This is a genomic window from Peredibacter starrii (assembly GCF_034259205.1).
Lineage (GTDB): Bacteria > Bdellovibrionota > Bacteriovoracia > Bacteriovoracales > Bacteriovoracaceae > Peredibacter > Peredibacter starrii.
Window position 1 is genome coordinate 1,594,920 of record NZ_CP139487.1, and the last position, 22,800, is coordinate 1,617,719.

Sequence of the window (22,800 nt, forward strand, 5' to 3'; positions counted from 1 at the left end):
AGTAATTTACGTTTTTTCTTCGAGCATGACTGTGAAGGAAAGTTGTCGATAGAATGACTTAAAGAATGAACAGGAGGTTCTTTATGCCTGGAAAACATCGTGATAATTCCACTCGATTAAATATTGAGAGAAATCTAGGAACAAGTGGAAGATATGCTCCGAATGATGATTATAGTTTGTATCGCAGAGATCTCGATCGCCTGGGAGCCGGCCGAAATGGAAGGGTCTTTGTTGATGAAGCGTTAGAACGAGAAGTTGATAAAGCGGGAATGGTCCATCAAAGAAGGCCAGCTCTGCGCCTTCAAGAAGACTATTTCGGAAAAGGACCCAAGGGCTACAAAAGATCTGATGACCGTATCCGCGATGAGGTCAATGAAGCGCTTTATTTAAGTCGAGAGATTAATGCCTCTGAAATCGAAATAGAAGTCACTGATGGCTTGGTCTTCTTAAGAGGGAAAGTAGAAAGCCGTCCTATTAAACGACTAACTGAAGAAGTGATTGAGAACATTGCAGGAGTCATTGATGTCCGCAATGAACTGACCTTTTAAAGGTGGTTCCTATGAAAAAAGAAATCGTTATTCAATACAATGATATTGGCCTTCGTGGGCATATTAATTTCGATGATGATTCCAGATGCTGGATCATCTTCGCGCATGGGAGCGGGAGTTCTAGACTTAGCTCTCGAAATAATTGGGTGGCGGACCGGTTGAATGAAATGGGTTTTGCTACCATATTATTTGATCTTTTGACCGAGGATGAGGATCTAAATTATAAAAATAGATTTGATATTTCCTTGCTGGCCGAGAGACTTTTAATTGCGACTAATTGGTTGATGAAGAGTGAATACTACAGAGGTCAGCCCTTGGCCTATTTTGGAGCAAGCACAGGCGCAGGGGCCGCGTTGACTGCGGCCGCACATCATTCTCCTTTTGTCCCTTTATTCACCGTAATAAGTCGAGGTGGTCGTCCCGACCTCGCAGGTATCAATGATCTTAAAAATGTAAAAGTACCAGTTCTATTGATCGTGGGTGATAAGGACCATCAGGTGATTGATTTGAACCAATTGGCGATGAATAATCTTGCTGATGCCAAGCTTGTACTTATTCCAGGAGCGACTCACTTGTTTGAAGAGCCAGGTACTCTTGATGAAGTCGTTAAAGTCATAGGTGAATGGCTGGAAACGAAGTTACCAGCAAGGAGCAGTGATGGACTTTTTATTTAAAGACAGAAAAGATGCCGGACATAAACTTTATAAGTATTTGCGACAATTTCATTTTAAGAACCCCATAGTGCTCGCACTACCCCGTGGCGGTGTAGTGGTTGGAGCAGAAGTGGCCGAAGAACTTCACGCACCATTTGATGTTGTTATTGCCAGAAAAATCGGGGCCCCGGGACATCTGGAATTTGGCATTGGAGCATTATCTGAAGATGAAATCCCGCTTTTTAATAAAGAAACTTCTGCATACTTCAGGCCTGATCATCCTGAGATCCAAAGAGTAGTTGATGAAGAAATTGAAGAACTCCATCGGCGAATTGAACTCTATAGAGACGGAAATGATCTACCTGACCTGACTGATAGAACCGTCATTGTAGTGGATGATGGTTTGGCCACTGGTGTAACAGCGGCCGCGGCCGGTAAATATCTACGCAATCAAAAACCAGAGGAACTCATCCTTGCCGTCCCCGTTGGGCCATCTCAAGTTTCCAGAGACGTCCTGGAGAACTACGATGAGATCATCTGTTTGCATTCACTAGACAATCTCAGGGCCGTGGGACTCTGGTATGACAGGTTTGATCAAACCAAAGACGAAGAAGTCATTCAAATTCTTAAACGATTTCATTGAGAGGTCATTATGGATATCAATCAATTTCAGGACGAGGTACTCGCGATCGGTAACCCTGTTAACAATATAGATGACTTGGGTCCATTGATTGAAAAAATCAAAGATAAGAAAATTGTCATGCTTGGAGAATCAAGTCATGGGACTGAAGACTTTTATAGATGGAGAAGAATAATTTCTCATGAACTAATTACCAAGTTTGGATTTAATTTTATCGCGGTGGAGGGGGATTGGCCCGCTTGCGAAAGAATCAATAAATTTATCCAGGAAGGTTCAAAGACAGATACTATGACCACCATTAATTCCTTCTCTCGTTGGCCGACCTGGATGTGGGCCAATACTGAGATACTTAACTTAATGGACGATCTTAGAGATTGGAACGAGCATTCCGAATTCTCAGTGGGGTTTCATGGGTTGGATGTTTATTCCCTTTATGAATCTCTTGATGAGGTTTTATCTATTCTTAGGACCCTCGATCCTAAATTTGGAGAAGAAATCAAGGCTTACTATACTTGTTTTGATCCATACAGACATGATGAAAAGGCCTATGCCAGATCATTAGTTCATCACAACCCTGGTTGTAAACAAGAGGTCGCGACGGCCCTTCAAAAGATATTAGAAAAAAAATTATCTGATGGTAGTAAAGTAATGAATGCAGTCCAAAATGCACGCATTATACAAAATGGAGAACACTACTACCATGTCATGATGTCCATGGAAGAAGACTCCTGGAACGTCAGAGATCGTCATATGATGGAGACCTTAAGCATGTTGTTAAATTATTATGGAGCTCAGTCTAAAGCGATTGTATGGGCGCATAATACTCATATAGGAGATTATCGGGCGACAGACATGGTGAATTATGGACAGATAAATATTGGAGGTCTTGCTCGACAAGAGTATGGGGGAGATAAAGTTGCACTGGTTGGATTTACCACCTACCAAGGTGAGGTCATTGCTTCTCACGCTTGGGACGGCCCCACAGAAGTGATGAATGTTCCCAGCGCAAAGGCCGAAAGTTTAGAGAGTTATCTTCATAGTTGTGTTGGCCTGATGGAAAATGAGAATTTTTATCTCGACTTCTCTGATCTTAATATTAATTCCGAATTTTATAATCTGACTTCTCACCGTGCCATTGGAGTGGTTTATGATCCAGAAAGGGAAAGAAGAGGGAATTATGTACCGACAATTCCCGGGAAAAGGTACGATGCTTTATTTTTTATTAACAGATCCGAGGCCCTAACTCCATTGGAAGTAAAATTTCAACCGGACAAAATGCCTGAAACTTATCCTTATGGCAGTCGTATTTAATGAATAGGGCAACCTTTTAGAGTTGCCCTAATGAAGTCTAAGATAATTGAAGAGAAAGGGTTTTCGCTTTATCCAAGCGGAAGCTCTCAGAGCTTGCTGCCTCAAAAGCATATTTCCAGTTAGCGGGAATCTCACCTTTTAAGTAAGAACCTTCTTCTACCCATGGAATCATGTCTGAAAGTGGACGTACATCCAGTTGAGAAACACGACGACGTAGGTGATGAGGAGTTAGATCGTGGTGATCTGAAACACCCATGGCGCCTAGAATTTCGGCCACACCTTTAATTGTTTGTTCGTGGAAGTTCTTCACACGTTTTCTCTTATTAGTCACAACCAGACCACCAACGAGGTGAGGATCTTGAGTCGCAACACCTGTCGGACAATCGTTGGTATTACAGCGAAGGGCCTGAATACAGCCTAGAGAAAGCATGAACGGACGAGCAGCATAACAAACGTCTACACCCATAGAGAGAAGGCGAATAATGCCAAACGCTGAAGTTAGCTTACCTGAAGCAAGTACCTTGATGTCTTTTTTAAGGTTAAGACCACGAAGAGTATTTACCACGAAAAGAATCGCGTCCTGTCCTGGCATACCAACTGAGTTAGAGAACTCTAACGGAGCAGCACCAGTACCACCTTCTGAACCATCGATTGAGATGTAATCAGGAGTAATACCTGTTTCAAGCATCGCCTTACAGAAAGCGAAGAACTCACATTCGCGACCAATACTTAGTTTAATACCAATTGGTTTTCCACCAGAGAAATCACGAAGCTTCTTGATAAAAAGACAAAGTTCTTTTGGTGTATTGAAGGCCGAGTGACCCGGAGGAGAGATAACGTCTTTCCCCATTGGTACACTACGAATCTTTGAAATTTCTTCGGTAAGTTTTTCTTTCGGAAGAATACCACCGTGACCAGGCTTAGCACCTTGAGAGAGTTTGATCTCAATCATTTTCACGCGATCATCTGAAGCTCTTTCTGCAAAAAGCGCAGGATTGAAATTCCCTTGGTCATCACGACAACCAAAATATCCTGTACCGATTTGCCAGATAAGGTCTCCGCCATTTTCTAAGTGATAAGGAGAGATACCACCTTCACCAGTGTTATGAGCGAAAGCACCATCTTTGGCACCACCGTTAAGAGCAAGAACTGAGTTCTTACTTAGTGACCCGTAACTCATGGCCGAAATATTGAAGATCGAAGCGAGATAAGGTTTTTTACATTCCTTACCGCCAATTGAAACACGCAGACTCTTTGGATCTACATGAACTGGTGACATTGAATGAGGTACGTATTCGTAACCTTCTTCATAAACGTTTCTTTGAGTTCCGAAAGGAATTGTATCCGTTACTTTTTTAGAACGCTGGTAAACCACCGAACGCTCTTCGCGTGAGAACGGAGTTCCGTCAGTATTTGATTCGATGAAGTACTGATTGATTTCCGGACGGATCATCTCGAGCAAGTAGCGCATGTGACCAATAACCGGAAAGTTTCTACGGATTGAGTGCTTTGTCTGCTTCATATCAATGATCCCGATCACGAAGAGCGGGAGTGTTAACAGGCAGAGTAGTAACAGGTATGGAGAAATGAAGAATGTAATGGCGTGAAACACTAATGCCATCGCCGAGGCATACCAAAATAAACTACGCATATCAGATCCTTGTTATTAGGCCCCTATTCTAGTCATTATGTTTCAGAGCGTGAAGTAAGAAAAATTTGAATATATTAAAGCTCAACTATTTTTGATTAATGGGTCATGACTAGTTTTTAATTACCTTGATAATTCACATAGATAAACAGAGAGGTGAATTATGATCTCTTGGTGGAATGAATGTGTTTCGGACAAAGTGAATTGCATCCAAAACCTAGATATGGATGCTCTGGTTAAGGAGGCCTTAAAAAACAAGGAGGGAATCCTGAGTGCGGATGGGGCCTTAGTGGTCCAAACCGGCAGTTTTACAGGCCGGGCCGCGGATGACAAGTATGTGGTAAGGGATAACTACTCCGATTCTCGAATTCATTGGGAAGGGGTCAAGGCCATGAAGCCGGACGCTTTCGAAAAGCTAAAAACCGAATTTATTAGAGATTTCAACCGAGAACCCCGCTCTCTGTACATGATGGAGCGCTCGGTGGGGGCCGATGAAAACTATTCATTGGGTGTGAGATTAATGACTACACATGCGACCCACGCACTGTTTGCCCGCCACATGTTTCGGGACTCCATCAAAAATCCGGAAATGGGCTTTTTTACCATTTTCCATAACCCGAATATTGTCTTGGACCCGAAAACTTTCGGACTCCGGAGTCCAACTGTAATCGCCATTAATTTTGAGCGAGGGGAAATCCTGATTGGAGGGACGGCCTACGCCGGTGAAGTGAAAAAGGCGATCTTCTCGGTGATGAACGTTCTTCTTCCTGACCGTGGTGTACTTCCGATGCATGCAGGTTCAAATATCGATGAAAATAATAAAGTCACGGTTTTCTTCGGGCTTTCTGGCACTGGGAAAACAACTCTTTCTACGGATGAAGGGAAGTATCTCATTGGTGATGATGAACATGGAATTTCACCGGCCGGAATTTTTAATATCGAGGGTGGTTGTTACGCCAAGACCTACAACTTAACCGAGAAAGGGGAACCTCAGGTTTATCATGCGGTAAACAGTTACGGTGCCATTCTTGAAAATGTGGTCTTAGATGAAAACAAACGTCCCAAGTTCGATGATAAATCGATCACTGAAAATGGGCGAGGTTCATATCCTTTGACTTTCATTAGTGATGCTTCCGAGACGGGCCTTGGACCTTTTCCTTCCAATATTTTCTTTTTAAGTGCGGATGCGATGGGAGTTTTACCAGCGATTGCAAAACTCGATAGTGAGCAAGCGATGTACTATTTCCTTTCTGGTTATACGGCGAAACTCGCGGGGACAGAAGTTGGTCTCGCTGGAATCAAGGCCGCATTCTCTCACTGCTTTGGGGCACCGTTCATGATGAGACATCCTCAGCACTATGCCGAGTTATTAAAAAAATATCTCGAGTCTCACAAAGTGAATGTCTGGTTAGTAAACACAGGTTGGTATGCGGGTCCTTATGGCGAAGGCACTCGTTATGATCTTTCTATAACCAGAAGTATCATCCGAGGAATTCAGAAGGGTCTTCCGGATAATACGCGCTTTTCCCGAGAAGCTGTTTTTGGTCTCAGCATTCCAGAATCAATTCCGGGAGTGGAGAGTAAATTCCTGAATGCCCGAGCGTTGTGGAGTGATGGTAGGAAATACGATGTGATGGCGCAGAATCTGAAACAATTGTTCTCGGATAACTACAAGAAGATTTCGCCGGAAACATCGACGATCGAATATCAAATTTGAGATTTGACTGAGATTTGGTAGGATTCAATGAATCATGCCAAGTCTCAAGTCTATTCATCAGAAACTTCAAAAATGTCGCGCCTGTCCCAATATGTGCGGAACACCTGTGCATGGGAAAGCGAACATGACTGATATCATGCTTATTGGGCAAGCTCCTGGTCCGCACGAAGCGAATCGCGGAAAACCTTTTGCGTATACTGCAGGTAAAACTCTTTTTGGCTGGCTTAATTCTGTGACAGGGTTGGAGGAAGAAGAGCTCCGCGAGCGTATTTATTTTGCGGCGGTGGCGAGATGTTTTCCGGGAAAGGCGAGCAGTGGTGGAGATCGAGAACCAACACCTGTTGAAATTGAGAATTGTCGCGTGTTCCTTGAAGCAGAAGTTCAGGTCTTAAAACCAAAACTCATTATTGCAGTTGGAAAGCTCGCGATTAGTGAAGTCTTGGGAATTAAAAAATCGACTAAACTTACAGACGTCATTGGTAAAAAGTTTGAAGTTGAATATCATGGCGAGAAAGTCATTGTAGTGCCACTTCCTCATCCAAGTGGTGTCTCCACTTGGCACAAAACGGAGCCTGGAGTGACTCTACTTAAAAAGTCCTTACTGCTCTTGAATACCCTGAAAATAACTACGTAGGGAATCGTAGAGCGCATCGAAGGCCCTCTTGTCGTTGAGCCCTTTGAGCATCCCATAGAATCCCTCATGGGCCATCACCACGAAGTGGGCGACCTGGCGGGTATTCACGTCTTTTTTGATAAAGCCCTCTTTTTGAGCACGCTTTAACTGCTTATCCATTTCTGAGATCCAAAGATTCAAAGCCATCTGTAGGCGCTCATGAAAACCCTCATCCACTGGGGCCATTTCTTGAACGAGATTATTAAGGGGACACCCGAGTTTTAGTTCTTCGGCCGGGGCTTTTCCAATCAAAGTCTTTAACTGTTTTAAGATTCCTTCGAGAGGATTTTCATATTCGTTTAATGGATTAATCCAACGTTCAATGATCATCGGTTTAATCACATCATCAACCAGGGCGTAACCAAGATCTAATTTAGTTGGGAAGATATGATAGAAGGCCCCTTTCGTAAGAGTCGTTTTCTTAACGATGTCATCAATACTCACTCCCTGAAAGCCTCGGCTAAAAACTTCCATAAAGGCGGCATCTAATATTTCTTTCCTGGTTCTTTCCAGGTCTCTGGTCTTTTTCATAGGTAAATCCTAGCAAAATTTCCCCTACTTGGCAACATACTAGTTAGTATGTTAAGCTCCATTTATCAAATAAGGGGGGTCCCATGCTGATGAAGATTGGATTGGGTGTTGTAGCAGTGTTAATCGGATTTCCTGGTTATGTTTCAACCCGTGAAGGGAAGTTTCGATATGAGAGAAGTGGAGTGATCAATGCTACTCCGGAAAAGAACTTCCCTTATTTAAGTGATTTCAAATTAGGTGGTGAGTGGTCGCCATTTGAACAAGTCGATCCCAACATGAAAAAGACCTTCACTGGAAATGTAATGGAATTCGAAGGCAACAAAGATGCTGGATCAGGGAGACTAGAACTTCTCAACACGGTTCCAAATCAATCAGTCGATATTAAGCTCACAATGTTAAAACCATTCCATGCAGAAAATTTGGTGCAGTACAAACTGACTCCTGAACAAAATGGAACACGTTTTACGTGGATCATGTCGGGAGATGGCGGCTTCATGGGTAAACTTATGAATGTCTTCATGGACTGCGAAAAGATGATCGGAGATCAATTCTTGAAAGGGATTTCAAACCTCAAAAGTGTTGTGGAGGGTAAAAATATGAATCTTACCGAAAAACCAGAGATCGTTACCTGGCCTGAAACTCATTATGTATTCGTAGAGAAGACCGGCCCGTTCCAAGAAACAGCACAACCTGCTTGGGAATCACTTCATAAAAATGTTCCGAACATTAAATCAGTGAAGGGCTTCATGAGTCTTTATAAAGTAGAACCTAAAATGGTTTATCGTGCGGGTGCTATGGTTGCCGTGAAACCAGATCAAGTTCCGGCCGGTTTGGCCCATGTGAAGTTTGAAGGTGGGAAATATGCTAAGTTCACTCTTATTGGTGCATATGAAAATCTTCCCGAGGCCAGTGGAAAAGTATTCGAAATCATCAAGCGTGATCATATGAATCTTCGTGATGCTTTCTTCATTGAGAATTATGTGAATGATCCAGCGACGACTCCAGCAGATAAACTTGTGACAGAAATTCTTGTCCCAATCCAATAGGAAGAAAATATGAAACTTGATCTTAATCCTGAACTCGATTTGATTCTTGAACGTATGACGGATCTTCCAGCTTCTGCTATTTGGGAGGCCTGGACTAATCCGGAACTTATTAAAGAATGGTTCTGTCCTCGTCCCTGGAAGACAACTGCGTGTACGATTGATCTTCGTCCAGGTGGTGTGTTCGCGACAACGATGAAAGGTCCTGAAGGCGAAGAGTTTAGTGGTGCTGGCTGTATTCTTGAAGTGATTCCCAATAAGAGATTTGTTTGGACCGATGCTCTGACAACAGACTATCGTCCATCAACAAAACCATTCTTCACTGGCATCATTATGATGGAAGAGCTAAACGGTAAAACGAAATACACCGCCATCGCTCGTCACGGAAGTGTTGAGACAAAAAAACAACATCAGGAAATGGGATTTGAGCAGGGCTGGGGCATTGCATTTGACCAAATGGTCGAATTAATGAAAGCTCGACAAAGTAAATGAGTTTTTAAACAACGCCGGGAGCTTAGTTGGCCTTGAATGAAAAAGCTATAATCCTTGCAGTGTAAAACTGTTCCAGGAGGACTTTATGCCAGTCGATTCACGCAAAGAACTACGTACTCCCTCTGACCTTGGTGATGATGCAAGAAAGAACATCACCGCATCTCTTAATGGATTGCTGTCAGACGTATTTGCTCTTTATATGAAAACGAAAAACTTCCATTGGCACGTGAGTGGGCCACACTTCCGTGACTTTCACCATATGTTGGACGACCAATCGGAAGAAATCTTCGCCATGACTGATGATATTGCTGAACGAGTTCGAAAAGTTGGCGGCCGAACTCTTCGTTCAATTGGTGAGATCGCCAAGAAACAAAGAATCAAAGATAACGACGCCGATTTCGTTACTCCGCAAGACATGCTTTCTGAGCTGGCCGAAGATAACCGTCAGCTGGCGTCTTACATGCGAGAGATCCATGATATCTGTGATGAGTATCGCGACTTTTCAACTGCGAGCTTATTAGAGAATTGGATTGATGAAGCGGAAGAAAGAAACTGGTATTTATTTGAATCGACGAGAAGACTTGGGTCCGAAGGCTAGAGAAAAAAGAAGTGCGGGTTTTGGGCCCGCACTTTTTATATGTAGATACAATTACTTCGTAATGAAAGTAACTGTTAATTCGCCTTTGCGAGAAACGTTAGCTTCTAGTTTACAGTTACCGTTAAGAAGCAGAGTTGGCTTCTTGAAAATACGAGTTACACCCATAGTTCCACATTCAACTTCACCTTCAGCACCAAGATAAATAAGCTTATCGTCAACTAGGTTAAGGTTATCGATTTTCACTGAATCGCTGAAAACAGTCATTGTAGAAGGCATTGGACGATTTGGTGACCATGGACCATTTGGGAATGGGTAGTGACCAGGAGTTCCGTCCCACTCATTGAAAATTTCTTCAGTAACAAGAATTTTAGCAGCAGTTTCTTTTGTATCGAAATCGATTGCGAATTTAGCGTAAGCAGTTTGGTTATAAGCACGAGCAGTTGTAGGAACTGTTGTTTTAAGAACTGTAACTTCAGCAGCGTTTGCGATTGATGTAGCAAGAACTAGAGCAGCGATCAAAGTCTTTTTCATAATGTCTCCTGAACTGTGTTGTTTGATGGCGCACTTATAGCAACAATCTGTAGCAAACGAAAAGTGGGAGTGTAAAAACTTCAGCTACGTTTTTGATTAATGAGATTTAATAGATGAGCGGCGGCGGTCGCGTCGCAAAGGGCTCGGTGATGGCTCTCTAAACTAATATTGAAGGTCTGGCACAGGTTTTTGAGCCCATAAGAGGGAAGTCCCGGATAGTATTTACGCATCCAGGCCTTGGTGCAGATATAAGGCATCACAAAACGTTCTTCTAAGCGGGCAAATTCATTTTGAATGAAGCCATAATCAAAGCCCGCATTGTGGGCGACGAAGATACTTCCATCCATAAAATCGAGAAATTTTTCCACGATCCCTGAGAAGGTCGGAGCGTCCTTGACCATTTCATTGGTGATGCCGGTGAGTTCCTGGATGCTTTGAGGAATAGATCTTTCTGGATTAATGAGGGTCTGAAAGGTATCGATGACCTGTCCGTTTTGGATTTTAACCGCACCAATTTCCGTTACCCGGTTCCAGCTTGAAAGACTACCGGTGGTCTCTAAATCCACCACCACATAAGTCTGCTGAGGATTTAACTTGTAGTTCACCTGAAGGACTTTAACCTTAAAGCCCACTTTCTCAAGTTGCCTCATCTGCTTAATCTGAGAAGGCCTTAAAGAATCTCCTTCGGCCTTAACTTCAATGAAACTCACTTCATTGTTTTCGATAATAAAGAGGTCTGGAAAGCCAGAGCTTCGGCCATAAAAGTCCTGTGCCATATAGGCGAGCATTTGAAATATCTTATCCAGGTCAGTGAACTCGATGAAGTCTAAAAGGATTTCGTCTTCAGCGAAGAGGGCCTTTAAATCTTCTTTCGAGGTCGTTTTAAATTTATGAAAGATGGTCTCTTCATGCTTAGCAAAGAAAGTTTTCTCCACTAGTTCAGGAGGAGCATAATCAAATTCCGAATGAGCGCTGTCCTCAAGTTGTTCCTGAAAGAAGGTCCAGAACAATGTGTTCCAGAGATAGTTTTCGGCAAAATGACCATTTTCATAATGAGCAAGAACGCCAAATTCCGGATGGCGATAAAAAGACTCATCAATAGAAAGAGACTCGGCGTTTCGGAGAGTTTCAGTGAGAAGGCTCAAGCGCTTCTTCTGGTACTTTCGCTGGAGAAAGTCCTCGGCAAAAAGAAGCTCTTCATCATTATTAGGATCGTCCATCATACGCTCAAGTTCTAATAGGCATTCATCAACAAATCCCAGTTGATGAAGAAGACGAGCGCGATGGGTGGTGGCCGGATAATCCTGGCAAAGTTTTAGAATCGAGAGAGCGATATTTGGGTCTTCAGTTTTCTGGGCCGACTTTAGTAAGAGTTCTTCTCTTAATGATTTAGTCTCAACTAAGTGGGCCGTGGGCCAGGTCTCAATTTCTTCCAGAGTAAAGACCCGCTTTTGCTGCTTTAAATGAGCGTAGAAGTATTGAGTGAATGCTTCTTCCTTATTCTGAAATTTGGCGACAAACTTTCCTTTCTTATTGGATTGCCTGATCCCAAGATCACGAAGGGTAGGAAGGATCAGTTTATTCTGAAGCTTCCCAAAATACAGAAAGAGAAGATAATCAATTTCTTCATGGCGATTGAGCACCACCATGTGATCGAGGCCTCCCAAATCGCTTAGTGAGTAATTCAAATTGAGCGCCAGAGTAAGGAGCTCCTCGCGAGAAGCGGATTTCTTAAATGGGATGTTGGCGTTTAAAAGAATCTTTTTGAAATCATCCTTCTTAAGCCAGTTCAGATAATCTAATAGGTCTTGTTCTTCTAAACTGCGAACGAGATTAAGTTCTCGGAGTTCTTCCCAATTATAAGCTTCAATCTCTTCATAAATAAGTGAGGACTTATCGAAGATCTTTCCTGAACGATTGATCATGCGAATAAGCAGGCACTTGGAATCGTTCACCAGTTTGTCGTAATCGGCCAGATACAAATGATGACGCTCTTCCATTAAAGGAGAGTGGTGTTTCTTCACTTCGCGAATAAATTCTTCGAAGTGATCGAGGTAGTACTTAGGTGGGAGAACGATATCCGACATTATTCCTTTTCGACTGAGCACACTGCGCTCTGTGTGTGGCAGTATAACAAATATTGCCTCCCTTGCGTATACGGAAAATTTACGTATACTCGCTTTTATGGAGGTTCCCATGCCTGAAATTCAAGAAATGACCGGTTTTCAAAGCCCTTGCGCCGAATATGCGGAGGATCGATTGTCCCTGGACGAGAGATTCCTGACTAATCCGCCGGCCATGTATCCACTCAGGGTCTCAAGCGACAGTAAGCTTTTTGACCTTAAAAAGGGTGATCACCTTATTATCGACCGTTCGCTCGATCCTAAACCAGGGGAGCTGGTTATCGCCGTGATCAGTAATGAATTTAAGATCGCTCGCTTCACAATTGCTCAAAATGGCGAAGGATATCTCATGCCTTTTAACAAAAAGGTCGGAGATGTGGAAGCGGAAGAAGATTTCATCTGGGGAGTCATTTCATCTCAACATAGGAAGTTTCGCTCATGACCATTGGATTAGTGGACTGCAATTCTTTTTATTGTTCCTGCGAGCGGGTCTTTAAACCAGAGACCCGCGGTCGTCCGATCATCGTGCTTTCAAATAACGATGGTTGCGCGATTGCTTTTTCCCGTGAGGCGAAGGCGATTGGATTTGGACAAATGTGTGAGCCCTTCTTTGAGACCGAAGAAAGAATTAAAAAACACAAGGTCGTGGTTTTTTCATCCAACTATACACTCTACGATGATATGTCGAAGCGAGTAATGACACTTCTAAAAAACTACACGCCGGAGCTGGAGGTGTATTCAGTGGACGAGGCCTTCCTTTCCCTCGACGGTTATGACCATTTTGATTTGGTTGAGTATGGTAAAAAAATTCGAAAAGACATTTTAAAGATCACAGGCATCCCTGTGGGGGTGGGAATTTCTAAAACGAAGGTCCTTTCAAAGATCGCCAATAAACTTTCGAAAAAATCGAAAGGCGTTTGGGTGATGAATACAGATAAAGAAATCGATGAGGCCCTGAAAAATTATCCCGTAAGAGACATCTGGGGCATTGGTTCGGCCAGTGCCAGAAAGCTTAATCTCTTAGGCATCACCACTGCCTATGAATTTAAGATGTATAAGAATGAAAATCTCATTCAGAAAATGCTCACCAAGACCGGACGAGAAGTGCAAGAAGAGCTTCGTGGTGTTCGGTGTCTTGAGATGGAAGAAGTGGAGGCGAAGGTCAATATCGCCAACACTCGAAGCTTTGGTAAGGACACTTACAGTAAGCGAGAACTCCAGGAAGCGATTGCCACTTTTGCCACCAAGTGCGCGGAAAAGCTTCGTTACCAAGACAGCGTTTGTTATGGGCTCAGTGTTTTTGTTCACACCAATGCTTTTAAAGAAATTGAGCAGTACTACGGATCAGGAAGTTTTGTTTTTGGCAGTGGCACTAGCGACACGATCAAAATCATTAAGGCCGCTTGGCATGTCCTGGATCAAATTTACAGGCCGGGCTTTGGTTACAAGAAGGGCGGAGTGATTTTAAATCACATCGTCTCTAAGAACGAAAATCAGCTGAATCTTTTTAATCAGGACCCAAGTGATAATGAAAAACTAAGTAATGTAATTGATCTTATCAATAATCGTTACGGGCCCCGTACCATTAAAAGTGCTGCCTGTGGCATTAATCACGCCTGGAAACTCCGGGCCGATTACATCACTAAACGTTATACAACGAATTGGAACGAGATCTTAACAGTATGATTGAGATCACGATCGTGACTGTTGTTGCAAGCGCCACATAGTGGGCCGGAGCAAGTCCGCCGAAGTGAGAACTCAGGTATGAGATGAATGGTGGAGTGATGGCCCCAAAAATCGCGTAAGAAATATTGTACGAGAATGATAGACCTGAGAAACGAATGACTGGTGGGAAGGCCGCCACCATCACTGATGGAACAATTCCCACGACCCCTACAGTGAAGCCGGCAATTGTATAAAGAAGAATGAAGTTCTCCGCACCTTTGGTGAGGTCGATATAAAGAGCATAGTTTGCGATGAGAAGTATGATGGAACCAAAGAAAAGAGCTTTGGCGTATCCAATCTTGTCTGCAGAAACTCCTCCGGCAAGACAACCTAGTACCAGGGCAAATGAGGCCCAGTTATTTCCGCGGAAAGCATCGGCCGCACTGATTTGGAACTGAGATTGAATTAAAGTCGGAGTCATGAGAATAATCACGAGGATCGCAGCAGTTAGCATCCAAGTGATGAGCATTGAGAGCACAACACTTCGGCGATGTTTTTGAAGAACAGTTTTTAGAGGAATATCACGGTTAAGTTCTTTTCTCTCTTTCATAGCCTCAAATACCGGAGTCTCTTTTAACCATCCACGAAGCCAAACCGCAAAGATCCCGAAAGCGCCCCCCACCAAGAAAGCAATCCTCCAGCCGTAACTAAGAACGGCCTCAGGAGAAAGTTGAGTATAAATAGTTGTTCCCATCAAAGAACCCAGAAGAATTCCCAAAGTAAGGCCTGAAGTTAAGCTCGCGCATGCAAAGCCCACGCGGTTCTGGGGAACGTGTTCGGCAACGAAGACCCATGCCGCAGGAACTTCGCCACCAATGGCGATACCTTGAACCACGCGAAGGATTAAAAGCAGAATCGGGGCAAGAAGACCGAGCTGCGCATAAGTTGGAAGAAGACCAATGCAAAGAGTTGGAAGGGCCATCAAAAGAACACTCAGCGTGAACATTTTCTTGCGACCCAGTAGATCACCGAAGTGGGCCATGATCACACCACCAATCGGGCGTGCCACATAACCAGAGGCAAAGATTCCATAGACCTGAAGCTGGGCAAGCCAGGCCGGCATGTCGGCCGGGAAAAAAAGTGTGCTGAGAGTTTTCGTGAAGAAAACGAAAATGACGAAGTCGTAAAACTCCAGTGCTCCACCCAATGCCGCAAGGCCTAGAGTGCGCATATCTTGAAAGCTAAGTTTCGATGACGTCATGAACAGTTCCCTTTTAAGTTTCCCTTAATTTGATCACGTCAAACTGGATTGTTAAACTTTTTTATTCTTAATCCGGAGGGGTGCATGAGAATTCTCTTTCTTCTTTTGCTTCTGGTCTCTTGTAGCACGATGAATAGAACCAAAACTGGATACATTCTGGTTCTCAAGGAAGGAGATAACGTTTTCAAAACGGTCGAAGAGTTTGTGAAGAAACAAGAAATTCAAGGCGCCACCATGTTTGGGACGGGCTTTGTAAAAGTAAAGTTTGGTTATTTTAAAGCGGAAGAGAAAAAATACGATGAGCGCGAGATGCCGCCCATGGAACTCGCAAGTTTCACGGGAACAATTGCCTGGGAAGGCAAAGAGCCTTCCATTCATGCTCATGGGGTCGTCTCAGGAGAAGATTTTATGGCCTATGGCGGTCATATATTAGATGCCACGGTAGGAAAGGGCACTATGGAAATAACTATTCTTGATCATGGACAGAAATTAAAGCGCAAAGAGGATAAGCAATTAGGTGCGAAGGTTTTAATACCTTAAATTCTCATTAAGTCATTTGATAAGCACCACTACGAGTGAGAAGGTTTTATCAAGTGAGGTCGTTATGAATGCACTAATAAGATTATTTAGCTCGACTGCCTTGAGATATTTGCCTGCTGCAGGGCCTCAGCGTATGGCCTTTAGATTTTTAGGTCCCTACACAGCTCTCGGAGTTTTGGGAGGATTTGCTCTTTATAAAGCTTATAAAAGAGGAGATCTAGATTCGGTTGTCAGGCAAGCTAATGAATATTTTCCCGTTCAAAGCAGCTCAGAAAGAGCGGCCGGTCACCCAATAGTGGGATCTTATTAAGAGGTCCTCATGGCCATTAGAAAGATTGGAGTATTGCGTGCCAATGCTCTAGGTGATCTTATCGTCAGTCTTCCCGCACTCGAAGCCATTAAGGCCTCATACCCAGATGCTGAACTAGTCCTAATAGGAAGAAAAAGCCATTCAGAACTTTTACGGGGAAGAAAACCGGTCGATCGTGTGATCGTTCTTCCTCCGTCCATTCGTTTTGATCGACCCATCGAGCTTAACGAAGAAGATCAAAAGATTGTTGATAATATTAAGGAAGAAAAGTTTGATGTTTTAGTTCAGCTCCATGGAGGAGGTCGATACTCAAATGCCTTCATCAATATGCTCAGGCCCATTATTTCTGTTGGTGCCAAAACCTCAGATGCTCAACCCTTAAATAAATATCGGCCCTATACTCAATTTCAACATGAGGTTCTTCGAGAACTGGAGATTGTTGAACTCTTAGGAGCAAAGAGCAGTTCGTTTGCGCCCAGAATTTCTGTTTATGATAATGAAAGAGAGGAGGGCAGAAAGGTATTACAAAGTATTTCTGGATCTTCGGTTCGGAAAATCGTGCTCCTTAATCCAGGTGCAACCGATCCTAAAAGAAGATGGCCATGGGAGAAATTTGCAGCAGTCGCCCGGGAGCTTTCAAGGAAGTTTACAGTTCTTATCAACACTGGACCGGGTGAAGAGAAGATATCAGAAGAGATAAAGAAGATTTGTCCGGAAGTAATAATCATTCAACCTTCTCTCAATAAACTTGTGGCAGTTCTTAGTAATTGTGATTTGGTCATCTCTAACGATACAGGGACTATGCATTTATCGATGGCCCTTGAAGTTCCAACGGTTGCTTTGTTCTGGCATCGGAACGTTATGAATTATGCTCCACTTAAGGCCGAGAACACTCGCTTAGTTATTTCATGGCAAAGCCAGTGCTCAATATGTGGAAAAAATTGTTGTATGGAGACTTGTAAGCATGAAAGTTCGCTCTTAAGTGAGCTGACTGTGAAGGAAGTTTTGAATGCCTCTTATGAACTCTTAGAAATTAATAGTCGCCCCTACCATCTGACTCAAAACCAAGGGCGAATCTTTCTGAAGTCCCGCAAATGAACTAATAGATACTCCAAACCGAGGAGTTAATTGATATTGAAGAGTACTGTTAAAATTTGAATGCGGTTCCCATGGTTGAGTCTCATATTTATCGCTGTAAACGTTCATGAGAGCAGAGAGCTTCTCAGTCAACTTTTGATGATGAGTAAAGTTCAACATGTACTTGCGAGGATTCTCAGATTGTACTGACTGATCCAGGGCCATATTCATTGAAAGAGAGCGGTCCTTTTTCATTTTGTAATTAATGTTTAAAGACATTCCCTGCTTATACTCACCTCCAAGGTATCCCGGAGACTGATTTTGAGAGCTGAATGAGAGTTTACTTCCCTCATGTTCGAGCCATTGATATCTCTGGCGAATAGTCGAATTGTGAACCTGTAATAGCGTTTCAATTTCGGTCCTACGGTCTTGATGAGATTGAGCGTAGAGAGAAGGTGCTCCGGCCAGGAGAGTGAATATTAAAAGAAAGTAGAATTTCATTGCCCACAAATTAAGTGAAGACAGACTTTTTGCCAAAAGCTAAAGACATGACAAAAATACATTTATTCTCACAGCAAATCAGTGCATTATAGATAGTAAGTTCTATTGCTTAGAGGGTTTATGAAAAATATTTATTATCTGTGCATTTTAATCTCGTTTATGTCATGTGCTTCAAAACCAAAATGGGATTCAACAAAATTTGACCAAGAATTCGCAGTTAAAGAGATTGCTCCTGATACATATGTGGTCACTGATAAAACATTTTTTGATTCCAATATCCTTGTCGCTAAGATGAAAGATGGAACTGTCTTCATCGCTTCATCGCCATTTGAAACAGTAGGAACAAGAGAGCTCATTGGCTGGATCAAGGCCAAGTTGGAACCCAAAAAGATTGTGGCAGTTAACACTCACTTCCATGCCGACGGTACAGGTGGGAATGAGGCCTTCAAAGAAGCAGGAATTGAAACGTGGGCAAGTACTCTGACAAGCAAGCTACAGCAGGAGAATGCAGAAAGCGCACGTAAGTTTGAAGCGACTAACTTTGCAGATAAACCTGAACTTCTGAAGCGTTTGAATGAGCGAAAGATGGTTCAGGCCGATTACGTCTTTTATGAGAAAGCAGGAAAGACCTTCACTTTCGGTGAAGAAAAAGTTCAACTCATTTATCCAGGTCCCGCTCACACTAAAGACAATATGGTTGCTTATTTTCCTGAGAGAAAGGTTCTATACGGAACTTGTATGATCAGACCGGGTGATTCTCTAGGTAACATTGCCGATGCAGATATTAGAGCTTGGCCTAAATCAGTTGAGAAGATTCAAGCACTAGATGCTTCCATCATCATTCCTGGACATGGCCCTGTAGGTGGCCCTGAACTACTTAGTAAAACATCTGAACTCGCAAAATCAGCTAAAAAGAAATAATGGTCTATGACTTGCAAAAGATCTCCTTGAACCAGGGAGATCTTTTGTAAGGGTCTCCAAAGACGAGCGGGGCAGTTTGCCTCCAAGTCGTGGAGGTATTATGCGCATACATCATTTGAATTGTATTTCTTCTTGCCCCTTGGGTGGAAGATTGATGGATGATGGTGTCGAATCAATCCTTCATAGAGGCCACCTAACTAATCACTGCTTATTAATAGAAACTTCTGAGAGTCTGGTACTGGTAGACACCGGTTTTGGTTTGAACGATGTCAAAGACCCGTCCTCACGCTTAAGTCACTTCTTCTTAAATTTAGTGAAACCTGATTTTCGAGAAGAAATGACAGCGTACCGACAAGTAGAACAACTTGGTCTCAATCCAAAAGACGTAAGGCACATCATTCTCACCCATCTTGATTTTGATCATGCAGGCGGGCTTGATGATTTTCCATGGGCAAAAGTCCATCTCTTGAATGCTGAAAAAGAATATGCCTTTCTCCAGAAGACATGGCTTGATCGTCAGCGATTTAGACCGGAACAATGGAGCACCCGAAATAACTGGATAGGATATGAACCAGACGAAGGTGAAGGATGGTTTGGTTTTAATCTAGTCAGAAAATTAGAGGGTCTTCCTCCTGAGATTCTACTTGTTCCTCTGATTGGCCATACATTCGGTCATGCAGGAGTTGCGATTAAAGTAGAGAATGGATGGTATCTTTTAACGGGTGACGCTTATTTCTTTCATGAAGAAATGCATCCCGCAGAACCTAGATGTACTTCAGGGCTGGCTTTTTATCAGCGGATGATGGATAAGAATCATAAGTTGAGAGTTTGGAATCAGCAGCGGCTACGAGAATTAAAAAGAGATCATAGTGATAAGATTGAAATCTTCTGTTCTCATGACGTTGAGGAATTTGAGCGTCTGACTGGCAGAAGCGCCCAAATTCCAATTGAGAAGATGACTTGGACTGGATCGATGAATTTTCCCTATGATGAAATGGGATAAATTACTGGTGAATCGAATCCATTTCCATTGAATCACGACCTACTGGTGAGTAAGACTCATTCGCGAATCCAACCAGCTCATTATAAAGGTCCTGTGTTTCTTCAGGGAAATCTGAAACTTCAATACCTTCAATCTGAAGCTGCTTGAACTTCTTGATGATCTTCTTCAGGGCCTGATCGATTTCCTGGAACTCTCTTTGATTTGGATCATTCGGAGTTGCAGCGATGGCCTTCTCAATACCTTGAGCCTTGGCGATCTTCACGAACTTCTTGATCTCGCGAACTGGAAGTTCTTTAACGTGCTCGATGGCCTCTTCTTGCTCTTCTTTATTAAGTTTCACGATCTCGTTTGTTTGAGAAAGAGAAAGCTCACCATTTTTACGAGCTTCTTTAACTACTGATGCCGCCATTTCATCACGATTGATGGCCTCGTGAATTTGCTTCGGAGAAAGACCAGTCTTCTCAGAAACCATATTCAAGAATTTTTCTGCAGGAAGAACCTGAACTTTTTTAGCTTTAGGGGCATCTTCAGTTACTTCAACTGGAGCTGCTTCTACTACAGGAGCTTCAGCTTCCTCGTGAGGATTAAGCGCCTGGTAGATTTCCTTAGCACGACGAAGATGAGACTCAACTTCGATTTTTGTAAGGTCTTTACGAACAAGGTTCTCATCGATTGATACGAGTTCGCGCTCTAGTTCGTTTCTATCAACCACCATAACTGGGGCCTCAGTGAAACCAAGGTTAAGCATCGCTTGGTAGCGACGAGCGCCGGCCAGGATAACGTTGTCTGGAGAAATAACGAGTGGGGCGATAAGGCCCAGAGTAGAGATTGATTTTTCTAGCTCCGAAACGTCCGTTCCTAGACGCAAATACGGATTGGTTGCCTTAAGCTCATTTAGCTTTCTGATTTCCACGATAGCTCCCGAAAATATAGTAAGTGTGTGTGTCTGAAAATGGTCTATCAGGAGAGGCTTTTTGTCAGGTTAAAGGGGATTACAAAGTCTGACATTAAAACAAAAAGTGTTTGAAATTACATGTAAATCAATAACAATCGTTTGAAAAACTCAGCCTCACTTTCTCACCTATCTAATTCTGAGGACAAATTAAGAAGCCGATTTTCATTAACAGCGTGACCATAGGTCAACGAGGTCATCATATGCTTAAAAAGTATAAAGGAAGCTGTCACTGTAAATCCGTTCAATATCAGGTGAGTCTTGATCTCTCACAAGGGATTCGAAAGTGTAACTGTACATTCTGTTATAAAACCAAGATGCAAAAAGTGTTCGCTGATTATGATAAGTTCAGACTTCTCACTAATGAATTTGAACTTTGTGACTATCGTGGTCCTGAATCCAATTGGCCTCCGGGAAAAATCCATCATTATTTTTGTAAGAGCTGCGGGGTACGATGTTTTTCCAAAGGATATCTTCAGCAAGCACCTTTCAATGGTTGGTTCTACTGTATAAACATTGCAACACTAGATGATATGACTCCCGAAGAAATCATTCATGCTCCTGTAATTTATGAAGATGGTCTCCATGATCAATTCGAAGTTCCTCCCCATGAAACTCGGCATTTATAGATGTGATTGAAATCCATTTCAAATTAGAGTAAGATGCATTTTATGAAGAAACTTTCTCTTATCTTCATTCAGGCCTCTACCACAACCACCCCGTAAGGGGACACATTCATCGTTTGCCCGAACGGGCGACACACTACATTTAGTATTTTTATATTTTTAACTTTTATGGCGTAAGAGCTTATTGATCTCTTATTGTCGGGAGAAATTTATATGATGAATGAATTCGATCACCGAGTTCTCGGGGCGAAGTACGACCTTTTTTCTTTCTTTGAAGAAGGTCCTGGTTTTCCGGTGTGGCATGAAAAAGGGCTACGAATTAAAAATGCACTTATTGAATTTTGGCGAAAACTCCATGCTGAGAGCGGTTACGTGGAGATTCAGTCTCCCATAATGCTCGATAAAGAACTTTGGAAGAGGTCAGGGCACTGTGATTACTTTGAGGAGAATATGTACTTCTCATCCGTTGATAAAAGAGACTTCGCCATTAAACCCATGAACTGTCCGGGAGCTATTCTGGTGTTTAATCAGAAGAAGCGCTCGCATGCAGAACTTCCTCTAAGAATTTGTGAATTAGGACACGTTCACCGTCATGAGAACTCTGGGTCTCTGCATGGACTCATGCGAGTGCGCTCATTCGTTCAAGATGATGCTCATATCTTCTGTAATCGAAACCAACTGCTTCAAGAAATTAAAGACGTGATCAGGTTAATTGAGAAGATTATGAATCAGTGTGGACTGAAAGATTATCACTTTGAGCTTTCACTTCGTGGCGGTGAGAAGGAGTACCTAGGTTCTGATGAGGATTGGGCCATGGCCGAAGGAAAGCTAGAAGAGGCACTGCGGGACCTGAATTATAGTGTGAAGAAGAATCCGGGCGAGGCCAAGTTTTACGGACCTTCACTCGATCTTCATCTGAAGGATGTTCATGGACGATCATGGCAGTGTTCTTCGGTCCAGCTAGACTTCAATCTCCCAAAAAGATTCAACGTTCACTACTTTGACGAGAAGGGAGAACGCCAAGTGCCATACATGCTTCACCGAGCAATCTATGGTTCATTGGAAAGATTCATTGGGATTCTTCTGGAAAATTATGGAAAGGATCTTCCTTTCTGGTTTCATCCGGTTCAGTACAAGATTTTGAATATTGCTGAGGAGTCTCGTGAGTACTCCTTGAGAGTGGCCTCCGTGTTACGTAACAAAGGTTTTAAAGTTGAGCTCGACCTCAGTGATAGACCATTGAAAGAAAAAATCAGAAGGGCCCATGACGAATTGATTCATAGTCTCATAATCATCGGTAAGAAGGAGATGGAGAGTGGGAACATTGTTATGCGATCTCTGAAAGGTGAGGATCAAAAGGTCATTGCGTTGAATGCTTTGCAGTTTGATGATTTTTCATAATCGCAGTAGTCATATGTCTGAACGAGGAGGACATC

At 42.9% G+C, this 22,800-nt stretch carries 24 protein-coding genes; 17 read left to right on the forward strand and 7 right to left on the reverse strand.

All coding sequences use genetic code 11. The annotated features are described in order from the left end of the window. Positions 1 to 83: 83 nt before the first annotated feature. From SOO65_RS08040 to SOO65_RS08055, 4 genes are read left to right on the forward strand one after another with little or no spacing between them, the layout of a single operon-like run. Positions 84 to 548, forward strand: coding sequence for a BON domain-containing protein (locus tag SOO65_RS08040; protein ID WP_321399162.1), 465 nt, complete (start codon positions 84 to 86; stop codon positions 546 to 548). Positions 549 to 559: 11 nt separating this feature from the next. Next, on the forward strand, positions 560 to 1,222 hold the full coding sequence (locus SOO65_RS08045; RefSeq protein ID WP_321399164.1) for a dienelactone hydrolase family protein: 663 nt from the start codon (positions 560 to 562) through the stop codon (positions 1,220 to 1,222). Continuing rightward, positions 1,206 to 1,844 carry a phosphoribosyltransferase gene (locus SOO65_RS08050; RefSeq protein WP_321399166.1) on the forward strand — a complete coding sequence of 213 codons (639 nt, stop codon included), beginning with the start codon at positions 1,206 to 1,208 and terminating at the stop codon, positions 1,842 to 1,844. Before SOO65_RS08045 ends, SOO65_RS08050 begins: the two co-directional genes overlap by 17 nt. 9 nt (positions 1,845 to 1,853) lie before the next feature. Next, entirely contained in the window at positions 1,854 to 3,152 is a 1,299-nt protein-coding gene (locus SOO65_RS08055; RefSeq protein WP_321399168.1) for an erythromycin esterase family protein, read from the forward strand. Between the two features lie 37 nt (positions 3,153 to 3,189). On the opposite strand, the gene SOO65_RS08060 is transcribed toward SOO65_RS08055, so the two are convergent. After that, entirely contained in the window at positions 3,190 to 4,803 is a 1,614-nt protein-coding gene (locus SOO65_RS08060; protein ID WP_321399170.1) for an FMN-binding glutamate synthase family protein, read from the reverse strand. Between the two features lie 160 nt (positions 4,804 to 4,963). On the opposite strand from SOO65_RS08060, the gene SOO65_RS08065 reads away from it, so the two are divergent. Together SOO65_RS08065 and SOO65_RS08070 are read left to right on the forward strand one after the other, a co-directional pair. After that, on the forward strand, positions 4,964 to 6,517 hold the full coding sequence (locus SOO65_RS08065; RefSeq protein WP_321399172.1) for a phosphoenolpyruvate carboxykinase (ATP): 1,554 nt from the start codon (positions 4,964 to 4,966) through the stop codon (positions 6,515 to 6,517). A gap of 34 nt (positions 6,518 to 6,551) precedes the next feature. After that, complete coding sequence (locus SOO65_RS08070; RefSeq protein WP_321399174.1) at positions 6,552 to 7,151, forward strand: uracil-DNA glycosylase; 600 nt, start codon at positions 6,552 to 6,554, stop codon at positions 7,149 to 7,151. On the opposite strand, the gene SOO65_RS08075 is transcribed toward SOO65_RS08070, so the two are convergent. Next, positions 7,116 to 7,721 carry a TetR/AcrR family transcriptional regulator gene (locus SOO65_RS08075; protein WP_321399176.1) on the reverse strand — a complete coding sequence of 202 codons (606 nt, stop codon included), beginning with the start codon at positions 7,719 to 7,721 and terminating at the stop codon, positions 7,116 to 7,118. The two genes, SOO65_RS08070 and SOO65_RS08075, sit on opposite strands and share 36 nt — an antisense overlap. 83 nt (positions 7,722 to 7,804) lie before the next feature. On the opposite strand from SOO65_RS08075, the gene SOO65_RS08080 reads away from it, so the two are divergent. From SOO65_RS08080 to SOO65_RS08090, 3 genes are all read left to right on the forward strand, one after another. Beyond that, positions 7,805 to 8,767 carry a GyrI-like domain-containing protein gene (locus tag SOO65_RS08080; RefSeq protein ID WP_321399178.1) on the forward strand — a complete coding sequence of 321 codons (963 nt, stop codon included), beginning with the start codon at positions 7,805 to 7,807 and terminating at the stop codon, positions 8,765 to 8,767. Positions 8,768 to 8,776: 9 nt separating this feature from the next. Beyond that, positions 8,777 to 9,256, forward strand: coding sequence for an SRPBCC family protein (locus SOO65_RS08085; protein WP_321399180.1), 480 nt, complete (start codon positions 8,777 to 8,779; stop codon positions 9,254 to 9,256). Positions 9,257 to 9,341: 85 nt separating this feature from the next. Continuing rightward, positions 9,342 to 9,854 (forward strand): Dps family protein, encoded by a 513-nt coding sequence (locus SOO65_RS08090; protein ID WP_321399182.1) that lies wholly within the window; start codon positions 9,342 to 9,344, stop codon positions 9,852 to 9,854. A 51-nt stretch (positions 9,855 to 9,905) separates the two neighbouring features. Here SOO65_RS08090 and SOO65_RS08095 read toward each other — a convergent pair whose 3' ends face one another. Together SOO65_RS08095 and SOO65_RS08100 are read right to left on the reverse strand one after the other, a co-directional pair. Further along, positions 9,906 to 10,385, reverse strand: coding sequence for a hypothetical protein (locus SOO65_RS08095; protein ID WP_321399184.1), 480 nt, complete (start codon positions 10,383 to 10,385; stop codon positions 9,906 to 9,908). An 80-nt stretch (positions 10,386 to 10,465) separates the two neighbouring features. Beyond that, on the reverse strand, positions 10,466 to 12,472 hold the full coding sequence (locus SOO65_RS08100; RefSeq protein ID WP_321399186.1) for an exonuclease domain-containing protein: 2,007 nt from the start codon (positions 12,470 to 12,472) through the stop codon (positions 10,466 to 10,468). A 109-nt stretch (positions 12,473 to 12,581) separates the two neighbouring features. Here SOO65_RS08100 and SOO65_RS08105 point away from each other — a divergent pair, with 109 nt between their 5' ends. Further along, positions 12,582 to 12,950: a LexA family protein gene (locus tag SOO65_RS08105; RefSeq protein ID WP_321399188.1), complete on the forward strand. Its 369-nt coding sequence runs from the start codon at positions 12,582 to 12,584 to the stop codon at positions 12,948 to 12,950. Next, entirely contained in the window at positions 12,947 to 14,194 is a 1,248-nt protein-coding gene (locus tag SOO65_RS08110) for a Y-family DNA polymerase (RefSeq protein WP_321399190.1), read from the forward strand. The genes SOO65_RS08105 and SOO65_RS08110 overlap by 4 nt, the downstream gene beginning before the upstream one ends. On the opposite strand, the gene SOO65_RS08115 is transcribed toward SOO65_RS08110, so the two are convergent. Further along, positions 14,151 to 15,434, reverse strand: a complete 1,284-nt coding sequence (locus SOO65_RS08115; protein WP_321399193.1) for an MFS transporter — start codon at positions 15,432 to 15,434, stop codon at positions 14,151 to 14,153. The two genes, SOO65_RS08110 and SOO65_RS08115, sit on opposite strands and share 44 nt — an antisense overlap. Positions 15,435 to 15,518: 84 nt before the next feature. Between SOO65_RS08115 and SOO65_RS08120 the strand changes: the two genes are divergently transcribed. Continuing rightward, the gene (locus tag SOO65_RS08120) at positions 15,519 to 15,974 is read left to right on the forward strand and encodes a PPC domain-containing DNA-binding protein (protein ID WP_321399195.1); all 456 of its coding nucleotides are present in this window, start codon (positions 15,519 to 15,521) and stop codon (positions 15,972 to 15,974) included. A 319-nt stretch (positions 15,975 to 16,293) separates the two neighbouring features. Continuing rightward, a complete protein-coding gene (locus SOO65_RS08125) occupies positions 16,294 to 17,382 on the forward strand; it encodes a glycosyltransferase family 9 protein (protein ID WP_321399197.1) in 1,089 nt (362 codons plus the stop codon). Here SOO65_RS08125 and SOO65_RS08130 read toward each other — a convergent pair. Further along, the gene (locus SOO65_RS08130) at positions 17,311 to 17,862 is read right to left on the reverse strand and encodes a hypothetical protein (protein WP_321399200.1); all 552 of its coding nucleotides are present in this window, start codon (positions 17,860 to 17,862) and stop codon (positions 17,311 to 17,313) included. The genes SOO65_RS08125 and SOO65_RS08130 overlap by 72 nt on opposite strands. Before the next feature lie 120 nt (positions 17,863 to 17,982). Here SOO65_RS08130 and bla point away from each other — a divergent pair, with 120 nt between their 5' ends. Both bla and SOO65_RS08140 read left to right on the forward strand, forming a co-directional pair. Further along, entirely contained in the window at positions 17,983 to 18,783 is an 801-nt protein-coding gene (gene bla / locus SOO65_RS08135) for a subclass B1 metallo-beta-lactamase (protein WP_321399201.1), read from the forward strand. A 100-nt stretch (positions 18,784 to 18,883) separates the two neighbouring features. Further along, entirely contained in the window at positions 18,884 to 19,786 is a 903-nt protein-coding gene (locus tag SOO65_RS08140) for an MBL fold metallo-hydrolase (protein ID WP_321399203.1), read from the forward strand. A 1-nt stretch (position 19,787) separates the two neighbouring features. Here SOO65_RS08140 and SOO65_RS08145 read toward each other — a convergent pair whose 3' ends face one another. Continuing rightward, the gene (locus SOO65_RS08145; protein WP_321399205.1) at positions 19,788 to 20,699 is read right to left on the reverse strand and encodes a ParB/RepB/Spo0J family partition protein; all 912 of its coding nucleotides are present in this window, start codon (positions 20,697 to 20,699) and stop codon (positions 19,788 to 19,790) included. Between the two features lie 242 nt (positions 20,700 to 20,941). On the opposite strand from SOO65_RS08145, the gene SOO65_RS08150 reads away from it, so the two are divergent. Continuing rightward, positions 20,942 to 21,367: a GFA family protein gene (locus SOO65_RS08150; protein ID WP_321399207.1), complete on the forward strand. Its 426-nt coding sequence runs from the start codon at positions 20,942 to 20,944 to the stop codon at positions 21,365 to 21,367. 210 nt (positions 21,368 to 21,577) lie between these two features. Beyond that, the gene (gene thrS, locus SOO65_RS08155) at positions 21,578 to 22,765 is read left to right on the forward strand and encodes a threonine--tRNA ligase (RefSeq protein ID WP_321399209.1); all 1,188 of its coding nucleotides are present in this window, start codon (positions 21,578 to 21,580) and stop codon (positions 22,763 to 22,765) included. The last annotated feature ends 35 nt before the right edge of the window (positions 22,766 to 22,800 follow it).

What these genes read in the sequence shown, in the direction of transcription:
- SOO65_RS08120 (WP_321399195.1), top strand. Translation starts at nt 15,519, where the DNA reads ATGAGAATTCTCTTTCTTCTTTTGCTTCTGGTCTCTTGTAGCACGATG.
- SOO65_RS08070 (WP_321399174.1), top strand. Translation starts at nt 6,552, where the DNA reads ATGCCAAGTCTCAAGTCTATTCATCAGAAACTTCAAAAATGTCGCGCC.
- SOO65_RS08115 (WP_321399193.1), bottom strand. Translation starts at nt 15,434, where the DNA reads ATGACGTCATCGAAACTTAGCTTTCAAGATATGCGCACTCTAGGCCTT.
- SOO65_RS08100 (WP_321399186.1), bottom strand. Translation starts at nt 12,472, where the DNA reads ATGTCGGATATCGTTCTCCCACCTAAGTACTACCTCGATCACTTCGAA.
- SOO65_RS08075 (WP_321399176.1), bottom strand. Translation starts at nt 7,721, where the DNA reads ATGAAAAAGACCAGAGACCTGGAAAGAACCAGGAAAGAAATATTAGAT.
- SOO65_RS08055 (WP_321399168.1), top strand. Translation starts at nt 1,854, where the DNA reads ATGGATATCAATCAATTTCAGGACGAGGTACTCGCGATCGGTAACCCT.
- SOO65_RS08110 (WP_321399190.1), top strand. Translation starts at nt 12,947, where the DNA reads ATGACCATTGGATTAGTGGACTGCAATTCTTTTTATTGTTCCTGCGAG.
- SOO65_RS08130 (WP_321399200.1), bottom strand. Translation starts at nt 17,862, where the DNA reads ATGAAATTCTACTTTCTTTTAATATTCACTCTCCTGGCCGGAGCACCT.
- SOO65_RS08125 (WP_321399197.1), top strand. Translation starts at nt 16,294, where the DNA reads ATGGCCATTAGAAAGATTGGAGTATTGCGTGCCAATGCTCTAGGTGAT.
- SOO65_RS08105 (WP_321399188.1), top strand. Translation starts at nt 12,582, where the DNA reads ATGCCTGAAATTCAAGAAATGACCGGTTTTCAAAGCCCTTGCGCCGAA.
- SOO65_RS08060 (WP_321399170.1), bottom strand. Translation starts at nt 4,803, where the DNA reads ATGCGTAGTTTATTTTGGTATGCCTCGGCGATGGCATTAGTGTTTCAC.
- SOO65_RS08080 (WP_321399178.1), top strand. Translation starts at nt 7,805, where the DNA reads ATGCTGATGAAGATTGGATTGGGTGTTGTAGCAGTGTTAATCGGATTT.
- SOO65_RS08050 (WP_321399166.1), top strand. Translation starts at nt 1,206, where the DNA reads ATGGACTTTTTATTTAAAGACAGAAAAGATGCCGGACATAAACTTTAT.
- SOO65_RS08065 (WP_321399172.1), top strand. Translation starts at nt 4,964, where the DNA reads ATGATCTCTTGGTGGAATGAATGTGTTTCGGACAAAGTGAATTGCATC.
- SOO65_RS08150 (WP_321399207.1), top strand. Translation starts at nt 20,942, where the DNA reads ATGCTTAAAAAGTATAAAGGAAGCTGTCACTGTAAATCCGTTCAATAT.
- SOO65_RS08095 (WP_321399184.1), bottom strand. Translation starts at nt 10,385, where the DNA reads ATGAAAAAGACTTTGATCGCTGCTCTAGTTCTTGCTACATCAATCGCA.
- SOO65_RS08090 (WP_321399182.1), top strand. Translation starts at nt 9,342, where the DNA reads ATGCCAGTCGATTCACGCAAAGAACTACGTACTCCCTCTGACCTTGGT.
- SOO65_RS08085 (WP_321399180.1), top strand. Translation starts at nt 8,777, where the DNA reads ATGAAACTTGATCTTAATCCTGAACTCGATTTGATTCTTGAACGTATG.
- thrS (WP_321399209.1), top strand. Translation starts at nt 21,578, where the DNA reads ATGATGAATGAATTCGATCACCGAGTTCTCGGGGCGAAGTACGACCTT.
- SOO65_RS08040 (WP_321399162.1), top strand. Translation starts at nt 84, where the DNA reads ATGCCTGGAAAACATCGTGATAATTCCACTCGATTAAATATTGAGAGA.
- bla (WP_321399201.1), top strand. Translation starts at nt 17,983, where the DNA reads ATGAAAAATATTTATTATCTGTGCATTTTAATCTCGTTTATGTCATGT.
- SOO65_RS08140 (WP_321399203.1), top strand. Translation starts at nt 18,884, where the DNA reads ATGCGCATACATCATTTGAATTGTATTTCTTCTTGCCCCTTGGGTGGA.
- SOO65_RS08045 (WP_321399164.1), top strand. Translation starts at nt 560, where the DNA reads ATGAAAAAAGAAATCGTTATTCAATACAATGATATTGGCCTTCGTGGG.